Genomic DNA, 11,940 nt, shown 5'->3' on the forward strand with positions numbered 1-11,940 from the left:
TGAAAACCAGTATTATCAACGGCTCGGAAGTGTCTAGATTATCCGTGGCGATTCATCGGAACCCCAGGAATATGAAAATAACTGGAACAGCACAGGCTGAGTTTTTAGCTCTCCCGACCCACTCTAAGGCGAAGGTGATACATGCTATCGACAGGTTCCTGCTCGGCGATGGTTTCTCTACCCTGGTCAGGGTGGATGATAATTTAACAGGGATTCAAACAGAAGGAGCAGGCATCCAAAGAGTTATTTTCATTCGCAGAACCGTTGAAGGTGACGTAATTCTAGGCGTAGCAATGAAGAAAAAGAAGCGTTTCAACCAGAATGACGCCTTAGCATTTTTGGCAGACCGACTGGCCTTATCAAAACCAGCTAACCATGAATACTGGAATAATTTCAGAAAAGAGGCACTTACTGTAGCAGCGGTAAAAAGCGGATTTGAAAATGAAGTTTTAAAGGAAACTCTCCAGAAAACACTGATGAAATGGCGCAGTATCGCTGGCCTGACGCGACAACAACTCGCCAACAAAATGGGGGTGTCTTACAAATACCTATGTAGTATAGAAGCAAACCCATCCAAAGTGAGCATCATTACCCTTTACCATTATGCTAAGAAGTGTAATGTCAAAAGCCCTCAAATTTATCTATAAATAAAAATACAAGATGCATTTCATCGAATTTTAGCTAATGTCCCCAAGACTCAATTGCGCTCAAGATAACAGCCTAATCCTTTTACCAAGCTGAACTGTTTCAGACTGGGTCAGTTTGGATATCGAAAATTATTGTACGTTAATGTCGTTTTTTGACCTTCCTGCTTTAGCTGGCCGCTGACCTGATCCCGGTTGATTATTACATGTCAATGTTAGTCCTACATCCCTGCGGTTATGATAAATGCCAACTTCCGCTTCTCGCTCAAAGCAGACCTTCTAGTCCAGCACGCCTGTCTGCTCCCTGCCAATAGCAGACCTTACCCACTGCAGTAATTTACCCGACTGAGATCCATTCAGTAATGGTTCTCGCCAACGCCTCAGGTTGTTCGAGCGGGATCATATGACCGCAATCCTTGATGGTTCTCAACGATGCACCAGGTATGGCATCGACCAGTTCCTCCGCCTCCTGCATGGAACGGATGGCGTCATCTTCACTGGCAATAACCAGAGTGGGACAACCTATCGTTGCTGAAGGAATATCTTGTCGGGTTAAGGTCGATTGCGTAATGAAGGCTTCAAATCCGAGACAACGTCCCATTTGCTGGATAGTTGAAATCATATCCCGATCTGATGCGTTTAGGGGGTGCAGTGACCGGGCAATAGCATTGCTGCTCAGCCCCTTAAACGTTGCGGGTGACAATGACTGCACGCTTTGCCGCTTTGATTCCGCCTCTAATGGCGTATCCTCCCGTAACGAACTGGCAATCAGTACCAGGGACTCCACACGATCCGAAAAATCTGCAGCAAACTGCCGGGCAATGTACCCTCCCAGTGAAAAACCTATCAACGTAAATTTGTCAGGCAGACAGGTACTCATATGCTGCGCGATATCATGGAGGGTTAGTCCTCCGGTTACGGAAGCATGATGAACAATACAGTTTGCCGGCAGGTATGTTTCAAATTCATGCCAGAGCATTTCATTCAGCATATACCCGGGAATTAAAACGATCGTTCGTGGCATTAGGCTCATAGCACTCGCTTAAATGTATCGAAGGATTAGCTCAGGAACGGTTTAAAAATATCTGACCAGGGCTGAAACGACAATCCCAAGGGTGATAGCTATTAAAGGTCTTTTATAAACCAGCATCACGACGGCCGTGGTCAATAATGCCATCTGAGCGCCTTTGTCGCCTGTGAGGGCAACGGGGGCTAAAATCGCCACGAGAACGGAGCCTGACATCCCCTGAATAAAGGCTTTTATTCGGTGATTAAAAGGCACAAAGGACATAATCCAGACACCACCCCATCGGGTAACGAGTGTGACCAACGCCATAATAAAAATAATAATAAGAGGTCCTGTGCCTACCGTCTCAATACTCATTTTTTCTCTCTCATGATAATTCCAGTAATACCTCCGGCGAGGGCTCCAGCGATCACATGACTATTTTCTGGTAACCATTTATACGCTATCAGCGAGGCACTGGCCGCTGCGGCCCAGATAATCAACATCCTCAGGTTTCTTTCCCCTTCGAACACCATAGAAAGGAGAAAACACCCCATGACCATATCAAGACCAACGCTTTTGGGATCCTGGATAACGCTCCCAAAATACAGTCCTGCCAGGGTCCCTGCTCCCCAAAAAAGCCATAACGCAAGACCGCCACCAAAGAGTAATCCCAACCCCGCGCTTCCCCTGCTGAATGCCTGTATGGACATGGCCCAGTTAGCATCGGAAACGACCATCATGATCCCGTAGCGTTTAGCGGGTGTTAACGCGCGCAACCACGGGTATAAAGTGGCCCCCATTAACAGATGCCTGGCATTAATGGCAAAAACGGTGGCGATAAGGGTTAATACAGGAACCTGATCGGTCCAAAGCTCTAAGGTGGCGAATTGAGCATAACCGGCAAAAACCAGCAAACTCATCATTGTCGCCGACGTCGGGTCCACTCCTTTCTGCGATGCGGCCAGGCCAAAGGCGGCACCAAAAATAGCGACAAAGAGTGAAACCGGGATAAGCTGCCGAAAACCATCCCATATCAGCGAATGATTAAGTTGAGACAAATCGGGCTGGTGATGCGTCATCCGGGACCTCATGAATTTCATAACAGTGAAAGCAAACAGGGGGCCACTATGACAGTGTTGTGGAATCGATAAAAACGCATAATAATTGATATTAATATTTGATTATCGAATGCAAGGCTCAAAGGTGCATCATCAAGACCTCCAGATGGACTGGCTTAAATGTTTTGTCGCGGTAGTGGATGCGGGATCGCTTTCGGCTGCGGCACCTGAAGTCCATCGCTCACAATCTGCGGTCAGCATGCAACTTAAAAAGCTGGAATCTGCATTAGGGTGTCAGCTTTTACTTCGCGGCCCTCGTCAACATCAACTCACGTCTGAAGGACAAAAACTGCTGGGGTATGCCCGAAGGATGCTCGACCTTCATGCTGAAACACAGGCCGCATTTCACGGTAAGGAGTTAACAGGGCGTATTCGTCTGGGAGTCCCTGATGACTATGCAGCAAAATACCTTACCCCTGCGCTGAAGAGATTTGCCCCTAACTTTGGGTCAGTCGAGATCGAACTGAGCTGCGAGCAATCAACGTCACTCATTCCTCGCGTTGAGAGCGGCGATCTCGATTTGGCCCTGGTCTCCCGGGAGCAACCCAACCAGGGCGCGTTACTGTTTTATGAACCGATGGTGTGGGTGGGTTCTCCACAGTTTGAGGTCTGGCGGCGCGATCCATTACCCATTGCGGTTTATGAAAGTACAAGCCTTGCTAGACGTAGTGCTATCAACGCACTAGCACTGCAGGGGCGGAGATATAAGGTGGTGTATAACAGCTCCAGTCTGTCGGGACAGATTACAGCAGTAGAAAGTGGCCTGGCTGTTGCCGTTCTGACCCAGTGCAGCGTGCCACCTCATCTGCAAATTCTTGGCAGTGAACATCTTTTGGGGCCTCTTGAACCCATGGAAGTCTCATTGTTCAGAAGCCATACTTCCCAGGGTTCTCCTGCAGTGGATAGTTTGTACGATTTGCTCCTCAGGACATTACGGGTCAGAAAAGTTGAAAGTTGAGACGATTTATTAGGTGCCTCAACGTCCGCTTCTCGCTCACAGCGGACCTTCACCTCAGTGACCTAGTCCGCTTCGTGCCAGCAGCGGACTTTTCTAACGCCGTTGATGTATTAATCAATGGAGAGCAGGTCATATTTATAATATAAATTGACTGGTACGCTGAATTTTACAGGAACATCTCCGATGAATATTGCCGCCTCTATTGCCCTTTTGAGCGCTTGCCCATTTGTGAGTCTGGCGGCAGTACCGGTGACCTTTTCCGAAACAGTCCTGGATGCCGCAGGGCCAAAAGGCCCTTTGAAAGGTACGTTACTCACCCCGAATTCAAAACCAACAGCCGTTGTTCTTATCGTTCCAGGCTCCGGGCCGACCGATCGGGATGGAAACAACCCGCTTGGTGTGAATGCATCGCCTTACCGACTTCTTGCTGAAGGCCTGGCTGCCAAAGGCTTTGCGACGCTTCGTATCGACAAACGTGGAATGTTCGCTAGCGCAATGGCCGTAGAGGATGCCAATGCGGTGACGATTGCTGACTATGTTGACGACGTTCGATCCTGGGTAGACGTGCTTAGATGTCACATGCACATTCCCTGTATTTGGGTTTTAGGACACAGCGAAGGGGGCGTAGTCGCGCTTGCCTCGGCTCAGGATGAGGATGTTTGCGGCGTGGTTCTTATCGCAACGCCCGGGAGGCCGATGGGCGAGCTGTTGAGGGGGCAACTTAACGCTAATCCAGAAAACGAAATGCTATTAAAGCAGGCACTGCCGATAATTGATGCTCTGGAGCATCGGCGGCGAGTCGATATTACGAATATGCACCCAGCACTGCAAAGTCTCTTTAATCCTGCGGTTCAGGGGTTTTTGATCAATGCGTTTTCATATAATCCGGGTCATCTCATTTCGAGTATTTCCAAACCCGTGTTAGTGCTACAAGGGCAACGCGATCTCCAGGTGCAAGAAACGGATGCAAGACTGCTTAAGGCCGCGAATCCTCAAGCGTCCCTGGTTATACTGCCCAATATGAACCATGTTATGAAAGAGGTGGCTTCGGACGATCGCAAGGCGAATATCGCGTCATACGCTGAACCCGCACTCCCCTTAGCTCCCGGTTTAATCGACGCGATTGAGCATTTCCTGAACCACAACTCACCTTTTCCCGAAAAGTAACAGTTGCTCTGCTCTCGGTGTCCAGCCAAAAAACGATTTACTTTTAAAGAGTTCAGCATGCTTTAAAGAATTCGTCTGCTCCTCGCTCAGAGCGGACATTCAACTCAGTCAGCGATGTCCGCTGTGAGCGAGAAGCAGACATATGTGTTTTTCCTCAAGATAGCCATAGATTGAACAAGGTTGCTGGCGGTTTTGAGGCGTCAGATAGAACGATCCTAAACGGTAGACTCACAAGCTTTCATTTACTTCTTTTAAAAGCGAACCCAGTAAGGTTATGTTGGGAATCCTCTTTAAACTGGACACTGGTGTTGCACATGTCGGCCACACAATCGAATAAAGACTGGGTCAAAGTTGCACAAACTCCGGGGAAAATAGAACGCCTGGAGGCCTATTTCAGTGGGTATGGTTATGAACCCCATCGCCATGATACTTACGCGATCGGCAGGACACTGTCCGGAGTGCAAAGCTTTCGTTATCGCGACAGTAAACAACACAGCTTACCAGGTGGGACAATCGTCTTACATCCGGATGAAATTCATGATGGAGAAGCAGGCACGACAGAGGGATTTCAGTACCGAATGCTGTATATCGAACCTGCGTTAATTCAAAAAATATTGGGCGGAAAACCATTACCCTTTATTCCCGGCGGACTATCATCTGATCCTCGACTTTTCGCCGCTACCGGGCCACTGTTAAAAGCTTCAGAAGATTTTATTGATGTCCTTGAAGAGGAGGATGCACTTTATGATCTTGCCCAGACTTTAGCCGTCGTGGGAGGACAACGCTTTCGTCGGTGCCTTGTGGATTATCAGTCTGCAGAACGTGCGCGCGAATATATACAATCTGAATTCAGCCAGAACATTACACTGGAAACGTTATCCACCGTGTGCGGTAAAGATCGCTGGAGCCTGAGCCGGGATTTTCGGACACTTTTCGGAACGAGTCCTTATCGCTATGTAACAATGCGTCGTCTCGCATACAGCAGACATCTGATTCAGACAGGTCTGTCACTCTCTGATTCTGCTTTAGAGGCAGGGTTCTCAGATCAAAGTCATATGACACGCCAGTTTTTAAAAACATACGGAATTTCACCGGGCCGTTGGCAAACATTTTTTCGACACCACCGTGTCTGAGTTGCACGATCGTTCAAGACCAGAACAGCGACATTATTTATCCTCAGTGTTTCTTAAACATTAAGGAATGTCATCATGTATTTACCAGTAAATCTTAATCAGAAATTCTCTCTTTTCGACGCCCACTGGCAGCCAAAAGTCATCGCGCAGATGAACGATTATCAATTCAAAATCGTGAAAATAGCGGGTGACTTTATCTGGCACTCACATCCTGAAACCGACGAAGCTTTTATCGTGGTAGAGGGCGTATTGCGTATTGATTTTCGCGATGGGCATGTCTTCGTCAATCCAGGAGAAATCTACGTTGTACCAAAAGGCGTAGAACATAAAACGTCAGCTCAGATGACGGTAAAAATGATGATGATAGAACCCTGTGGCGTCCTGAATACTGGACACGAAGGTGGGGAACGCACCGCAGAAAACGATATCTGGATCTAGCTCAGGGTCAACCAGACAGCCGACGACATAGATAACCTCAGGCTCAATTTGATCCTGAGCGACGGTTTATCGCTCTCAGCGGACCTTAAGCTCAGCTATCTCGTCCACTGAGTGCCAAAAGCAGAAGTAACCTACGGATAAAATTCAGCGCCTCACATCCAGAGCCGCTGCATAACGGCAATAAGCTACACTTGTTCATTATTTCCAAAACAGGAAAGCCTTCCGCTGCTTCAACGGTATGTGTTTGACATCGCGCAGTTGGGGCATTTTGATCAACAACGAGCATGGCCAGCTACGATGAAATTGATACTTGTTCGACACGCAGAAACAGAGTGGAATTTGGAAGGAATTATTCAGGGGCACAGCGATAGTTCCTTGACCTGTCGGGGTTTGCGTGAAACATCCGCCCTACTGGCAGCGTTTAGTGCAGGTGAGTATCAAATAGAGCGTGTTTACGCTTCTCCGCTTGGACGTGCCTGGCAAATGGGGCAAAGCCTGGCTGAACACTTTCGCTGTTCACTGACGGCAGAACCGGCCCTTAAAGAGCAGGCCTTTGGTCAGTTTGAAGGTATGCCGTTAGAACTCCTCAGGCAAAAACATCCGAACGATGCAAATGCGTTATTCAGGCTTGATGCAGAGTATTGTCCACCTGGGGGGGAGTCACTGGTGCATGCTTCTCAGCGAATTATGCGTTTTTTACAAAACCTGGAAGATACCTCATCACATCAACAAACAATATGTATTGTGTCTCACGGGCATGTCAGTCAGGGCACTCTGGCAATTCTTAAAGAAGGGACTGTCAATAGTTTCCCTCGCTATGCTCACCCCAATGCAAGTTATTCTGTTATCGACCTGATTAATGGAAAATGTATCGGCCTAAAGTGGGGGATTGCTACACATTTACGTCACCTGAATTAGTGGTCACCTTTCAATCATTGAAAACCCATCCTGCCAGAGTCATCATTATTTAAGCACCATGTCAGCTCCTCGCTCAGAGCAGACCTTTGGTGATAACAAATCTGCCAACCAATGGTCGGCAGACAGGTTTATGATATTAGCTACGCTCCGCAGTATCGGTAGCCGCCCCCATAGCAACGTTGCCAACCCAGTTACCTAACCTCATAGCTTCTAGGCGTGCGTCATCTGATTTGGCATACCTCATGAATGCTTAGGGAGATAAAAGCTAACCAGGGTAACAGGGTAAGGGGCAGGCTTTCCTCTACACTCGAAGGCGTAGGTTCACTTTATTTAGTGCTCTCGTCCTGTTCAACCAGAGCAAAACGCCGACGGCTCCCAGACTGAACAGCGACATACAATAAAGTGCGTAAAATGCGCCAAAGTATTGCGCCATTACACTGGTTATACCGGTGAAAACAGTGGCGGTCAGTACCTGTACACGCCATGACATCGCACTGGCTTTTGCCACCTGGGTTTGTGGGAAGTTCCTCAAAAGACCAAACGTACCCAAAGCAAATACAATATTCGATGCCATATGTGCACCGAAGATAAGAACCAGTCCGATGTATCGATACCCGGCGGAGAGTGGCAATAAAAAATAGCTTCCAATAAATAAACTCAGACAGGTCAACAACAACCTATTATTAGCGGCATACTGCTGCAATTTACTGGCATCAAGCATCAGCGGCCCGCAGAGCTGACCAAGACTTCGTGCAAAAAGTAGCGGCAAGGCCAGCCCGGCAGAATCTTCAGGCCTTATATCTTGTGCCAGTGCAGGTAAAAGTGCCATTGCGGGTGACCCCACCGCGGCAAGCGCGGGTAACAGCATAATGCTTCTTTTTTGCAAGGGTGATATGACACGCCAGAGGGGTTCCCGTCTGACCGGCGTAACCTCTGTTGACCGGTGTGCTTCGCCGCAAAAAAAAGCGGCTGACATCATAAGCAGAATCGCAGAAGCCGTAAAACTTAGCGCATCAATGGCAAGCAGATGCAGCGGAGGAATCAGGCCAAAAAGAAAAACTCCGAGGCCAGTCCCCAACAACACCTGTGAAGCAAAAATGATGGTTTCCATGGCCGTTGCAGCCGGGAGTTCATCATGGCGCAATCCGCGTTTGAACAGCAACGTCAGCGCCGGGTAGCTTATGCCGCTGAGCAGAGCCTCTATGCACTGCACGACCAGCAGCGCCGGTACATGATGATGCAGCAAGCCATATATGGGAAAAACAAGCGCAAACAGACCCGATATTTCGGTAAAAATCAGGATCCGCAGTGGTGACGTTTTCTTACATAGTCTCTCGCCCCAGATGCTGCCAATAAAGCTGGGTAGCATCGACAACATATACACAATGGTAAGTGTCGCAGGAGAAGCATGCCAGTGTAAAAGTTGACCGAAAATAATGACCTGAGTAAGCCCATTGCCCAGCGATGACAGGATATAGGCAAACCCAAGGAAACGAAGCCAGCGGTGGTTACGAAGCGGACCAATAAGCGCAAACAGCAACGTGTTCATAAAGAAAGGTTCTCATCTTAAATAACAGAAGCCCACGCAGCCCACGGCAACGCGGAAAATAAGCACTGTTAAAAGAGATAACCTTTACATCGGAAGCGGTACCCTGCCTGAAATCGATACAATACCTTAGCATATAAAGTACCCTTGAAGTTGAATGTCCGCGAATCGCTCACCGCGAACCTTCAACCCAGTTGGTTTGTCCGCTTCATGCTAAAAGCGAATGTTGATAATCGTAATGGGTACGAGTGTGATGGCAATTCCGGGTTACCGGCTGGATAGTTTTCCTCGGGAAATAAACCTTTCTATTAGTGTGTGTTTATTTACCCGAAGCGTCAGTCGTTCTTTTTTTACTCAACAACAATAAGATTTATCTCACTTCAAATAGCGGTATCGACTTTTTTCAATCAATGTTAAAAAACAAAAATTCACCAAGGCATTGATTCCCATCACTTAAAGCATTAATGAAATTATTACTTTAATAATTAGGCAGCATATATAAATGACATGATAACTAAATTATACTTCTGCAACATCCGGTAGAGAGGTGAGCGTAAAATGCGGTTAATTGTCATGTTGTTAAGCTTTGTGGTCGCCACGCAGGTCTGGGCGGATGAACTCGCCACACCTACCGGCAAGGTCCTTTTAACGATGTCCGGTAATATAGAAAATAAAAATGCTGCCGGGAAAGCCGTTTTCGATCTCGCCAGCCTTGAGAAACTGGGCATGGTCAGCTTCCAGACCACCACCCCCTGGTATAATGGGCGCACAACCTTTACGGGTATTCCGCTGCAAAAGCTGATGGATTATGTTGGCGCAAAAGGGTCCGTCGTTAAGGTCACGGCGCTCAACGACTACACGACCATTATCCCGCTCAGTGATTTCAAAAAATACAATGTTATCCTTGCGGTTAAAGTCAACGGAGAATATATGCGTATCCGTGACAAAGGCCCATTATTCATTGTGTATCCTTATGACAGCATCCCTGAACTGAATAACCAGGTTTATTATTCCAGATCGGCATGGCAGGTCAGCAAAATGAGTATTGAGTAAGGGTTCAGAAAAGCATTATGAACAGAATACTGGCTGGCATTATCTTCTCCCTCTTTATCGCTACCGGGTATGTCTCATACCTGGTGCATGAAAGGCAGCAAGAGCTGCAGAGTCTGACGCACTACGCCAATTCGTGGTCTGCCGCGCAGGTAGTATCAGAATACTATCGATTTGAATCATCGGTCGGTCTTTATGCTATCGATGATACGATGTCGCTGGATGAAGTACGCCTACGTCTCGACATCATGCTCAGCCAGAGCGACTTACTAAAAGAAGGTGATTTGGCGCATTATATTGAAAGCAATAAAATGCATCATGACCTGGCCCTGAAGCTTGCAAACACCCTTAAATATCTGGACGTTCATCTTGAGACCATGGACCGCCCTGAACTTCAGGCCTATCTGAAAACCATGCATAAGCTTGATGTGCCGCTCAGTCGATTTTCATCCGGAGCGTTAGACAAAGACGTCAACTCGGTGAATAGCGCCAACCTCAAAATTCAGACGCTGTACTATGTATATTCAACAACGTCCGTACTGCTGATAATACTGAGCGCTATTCTCGGCATGCTGAGTTTTGTGCAGAATAGAAATATTCTCAAGGCGCACCGTCAGGTTAAGAGCCTGGCGGAAGAGCTACAGAGGTCGAAAGAAAAGCTACAAACCCAGAATGCCAAACTGGAATATGACGTTTACCATGACTCTCTTACCGAGATGAATAACCGTCAGCTATTCTGGTGGAACTTAAATAACACTATCGAGATCGCGGAGAAGTACCATGACTCGGTCACGGTGATGCTGTTTGATTTAGACCGATTTAAAGAGATAAATGACACCTACGGTCATGATGCCGGGGACATGTTATTACGCCAGATTTCCGACAGGCTGCTGTCGTTGAACTTTAGTTCAGATACGCTTTATCGCCTGGGAGGCGATGAATTTGCATTTCTCGCGCGCGGTCTAACGGAAAGCAGCGCGGTCTCACGCGCCCAGAAAATATGCGACGCCATCAACCAGACCTACACGATTTATAACGCAATTATTAATATCACCACCTGTGTGGGTATTGTTATTTCAGAAACCGAACGCCGCTCCGACTATCTGTATAAATTCGCCGATCTGGCGCTTTACGAAGCCAAAAATGACGGTTCCGGGAAGATAAAAGTCTTCCGCCAACGCATGCTGGATCAGCTACAGGAAACCAGAACGCTTGAGCACGATATGGCGTTGGCGTTAGTGAATAAAGAATTCGTGGTTTATTACCAGCCGATTGTCGACTCGTTCAGCCGGGAAATTTACAGCTACGAAGCCCTTATACGCTGGATACATCCGCGCAAAGGTCTCATGCCGCCGGATAGCTTTATTCCGGTGGCTGAAAAAACTGGCATGATTAACGAGATGGGCAAGCTGGTACTTGAAATGGCCTGCCGGGAAGCGGCCTCCTGGGCGGTTCCGGCTAAAATTTCGGTTAACGTCTCGCCGGTGCAGTTGAGCTGCAAAGGCTTTGTGGGAATCGTCCTGTCCATTTTGAAAGAGACCGGGCTTTCAGCCGATCGTCTTGAGCTGGAAGTGACCGAATCTGCCCTCTTTACCGAGAGCAGTACGCCGATGAATACCCTTAACAAACTCAGAGCCCTGGGCGTGAAAATCTCCATCGATGATTTTGGCACCGGCTACTCTTCCCTGGCGCGGTTGAGCCGCCTTTCCTTCGATAAAATCAAAATTGATAAGTCCTTTGTCCATTCGATATCGACGCAGGAAGACGCCCTGAATATCATCAAGCTCATCACCGGGATGGCGAAATCCCTCAACATGAAGGCGGTGGCGGAAGGCGTTGAAACGCAGGAACAGCTGGAAAACCTTCAGGCTTTGGGATGTGACTTCGCGCAAGGCTATCTGTTTAGTAAGCCTCAACCATCTGTTGCTGGGAAAATTCGCTACGGATAGTGCGCACTAT

The 11,940-nt window shown here is 47.8% G+C and carries 12 protein-coding genes; 8 read left to right on the forward strand and 4 right to left on the reverse strand.

What is annotated here, in order from left to right:
• A partial coding sequence (locus V6944_RS00005) for a helix-turn-helix domain-containing protein (RefSeq protein ID WP_333497412.1) occupies nucleotides 1–647 on the forward strand: 647 nt, incomplete at its 5' end.
• Nucleotides 648–981: 334 nt separating this feature from the next.
• On the opposite strand, the gene V6944_RS00010 is transcribed toward V6944_RS00005, so the two are convergent.
• The 3 genes from V6944_RS00010 to V6944_RS00020 are packed head-to-tail and all read right to left on the reverse strand — an operon-like array spanning nucleotide 982 to nucleotide 2,732.
• Nucleotides 982–1,677, reverse strand: a complete 696-nt coding sequence (locus tag V6944_RS00010) for an alpha/beta fold hydrolase (RefSeq protein ID WP_333497413.1) — start codon at nucleotides 1,675–1,677, stop codon at nucleotides 982–984.
• Nucleotides 1,678–1,719: 42 nt separating this feature from the next.
• Nucleotides 1,720–2,028, reverse strand: a complete 309-nt coding sequence (locus V6944_RS00015; RefSeq protein ID WP_087050606.1) for an AzlD family protein — start codon at nucleotides 2,026–2,028, stop codon at nucleotides 1,720–1,722.
• Complete coding sequence (locus V6944_RS00020) at nucleotides 2,025–2,732, reverse strand: AzlC family ABC transporter permease (protein ID WP_087050607.1); 708 nt, start codon at nucleotides 2,730–2,732, stop codon at nucleotides 2,025–2,027. Before V6944_RS00020 ends, V6944_RS00015 begins: the two co-directional genes overlap by 4 nt.
• Nucleotides 2,733–2,877: 145 nt before the next feature.
• Between V6944_RS00020 and V6944_RS00025 the strand changes: the two genes are divergently transcribed.
• The 5 genes from V6944_RS00025 to V6944_RS00045 all read left to right on the forward strand — a co-directional run bounded on the left by V6944_RS00025 (nucleotide 2,878) and on the right by V6944_RS00045 (nucleotide 7,385).
• A complete protein-coding gene (locus V6944_RS00025; RefSeq protein ID WP_333497414.1) occupies nucleotides 2,878–3,729 on the forward strand; it encodes a LysR family transcriptional regulator in 852 nt (283 codons plus the stop codon).
• 183 nt (nucleotides 3,730–3,912) lie between these two features.
• On the forward strand, nucleotides 3,913–4,896 hold the full coding sequence (locus tag V6944_RS00030) for an alpha/beta hydrolase (protein WP_153646252.1): 984 nt from the start codon (nucleotides 3,913–3,915) through the stop codon (nucleotides 4,894–4,896).
• Between the two features lie 314 nt (nucleotides 4,897–5,210).
• On the forward strand, nucleotides 5,211–6,029 hold the full coding sequence (locus V6944_RS00035; RefSeq protein WP_333497415.1) for an AraC family transcriptional regulator: 819 nt from the start codon (nucleotides 5,211–5,213) through the stop codon (nucleotides 6,027–6,029).
• Between the two features lie 75 nt (nucleotides 6,030–6,104).
• Nucleotides 6,105–6,467, forward strand: a complete 363-nt coding sequence (locus V6944_RS00040) for a cupin domain-containing protein (protein ID WP_333497416.1) — start codon at nucleotides 6,105–6,107, stop codon at nucleotides 6,465–6,467.
• A 297-nt stretch (nucleotides 6,468–6,764) separates the two neighbouring features.
• Complete coding sequence (locus V6944_RS00045; protein WP_333497417.1) at nucleotides 6,765–7,385, forward strand: histidine phosphatase family protein; 621 nt, start codon at nucleotides 6,765–6,767, stop codon at nucleotides 7,383–7,385.
• 301 nt (nucleotides 7,386–7,686) lie between these two features.
• Here V6944_RS00045 and V6944_RS00050 read toward each other — a convergent pair whose 3' ends face one another.
• Entirely contained in the window at nucleotides 7,687–8,934 is a 1,248-nt protein-coding gene (locus V6944_RS00050; RefSeq protein WP_333497418.1) for an MFS transporter, read from the reverse strand.
• Between the two features lie 555 nt (nucleotides 8,935–9,489).
• Between V6944_RS00050 and V6944_RS00055 the strand changes: the two genes are divergently transcribed.
• Nucleotides 9,490–9,984: a molybdopterin-dependent oxidoreductase gene (locus V6944_RS00055; protein WP_333497419.1), complete on the forward strand. Its 495-nt coding sequence runs from the start codon at nucleotides 9,490–9,492 to the stop codon at nucleotides 9,982–9,984.
• A gap of 17 nt (nucleotides 9,985–10,001) precedes the next feature.
• Nucleotides 10,002–11,930: a putative bifunctional diguanylate cyclase/phosphodiesterase gene (locus V6944_RS00060; RefSeq protein WP_333497420.1), complete on the forward strand. Its 1,929-nt coding sequence runs from the start codon at nucleotides 10,002–10,004 to the stop codon at nucleotides 11,928–11,930.
• Nucleotides 11,931–11,940: the final 10 nt, after the last annotated feature.

It is taken from the genome of Kluyvera sp. CHPC 1.2972 (genome assembly GCF_036759925.1).
In the GTDB taxonomy this organism is placed as follows: Bacteria; Pseudomonadota; Gammaproteobacteria; order Enterobacterales; family Enterobacteriaceae; genus Kluyvera.

What these genes read in the sequence shown, in the direction of transcription:
- V6944_RS00010 (WP_333497413.1), bottom strand. Translation starts at nt 1,677, where the DNA reads ATGAGCCTAATGCCACGAACGATCGTTTTAATTCCCGGGTATATGCTG.
- V6944_RS00015 (WP_087050606.1), bottom strand. Translation starts at nt 2,028, where the DNA reads ATGAGTATTGAGACGGTAGGCACAGGACCTCTTATTATTATTTTTATT.
- V6944_RS00020 (WP_087050607.1), bottom strand. Translation starts at nt 2,732, where the DNA reads ATGACGCATCACCAGCCCGATTTGTCTCAACTTAATCATTCGCTGATA.
- V6944_RS00025 (WP_333497414.1), top strand. Translation starts at nt 2,878, where the DNA reads ATGGACTGGCTTAAATGTTTTGTCGCGGTAGTGGATGCGGGATCGCTT.
- V6944_RS00030 (WP_153646252.1), top strand. Translation starts at nt 3,913, where the DNA reads ATGAATATTGCCGCCTCTATTGCCCTTTTGAGCGCTTGCCCATTTGTG.
- V6944_RS00035 (WP_333497415.1), top strand. Translation starts at nt 5,211, where the DNA reads ATGTCGGCCACACAATCGAATAAAGACTGGGTCAAAGTTGCACAAACT.
- V6944_RS00040 (WP_333497416.1), top strand. Translation starts at nt 6,105, where the DNA reads ATGTATTTACCAGTAAATCTTAATCAGAAATTCTCTCTTTTCGACGCC.
- V6944_RS00045 (WP_333497417.1), top strand. Translation starts at nt 6,765, where the DNA reads ATGAAATTGATACTTGTTCGACACGCAGAAACAGAGTGGAATTTGGAA.
- V6944_RS00050 (WP_333497418.1), bottom strand. Translation starts at nt 8,934, where the DNA reads ATGAACACGTTGCTGTTTGCGCTTATTGGTCCGCTTCGTAACCACCGC.
- V6944_RS00055 (WP_333497419.1), top strand. Translation starts at nt 9,490, where the DNA reads ATGCGGTTAATTGTCATGTTGTTAAGCTTTGTGGTCGCCACGCAGGTC.
- V6944_RS00060 (WP_333497420.1), top strand. Translation starts at nt 10,002, where the DNA reads ATGAACAGAATACTGGCTGGCATTATCTTCTCCCTCTTTATCGCTACC.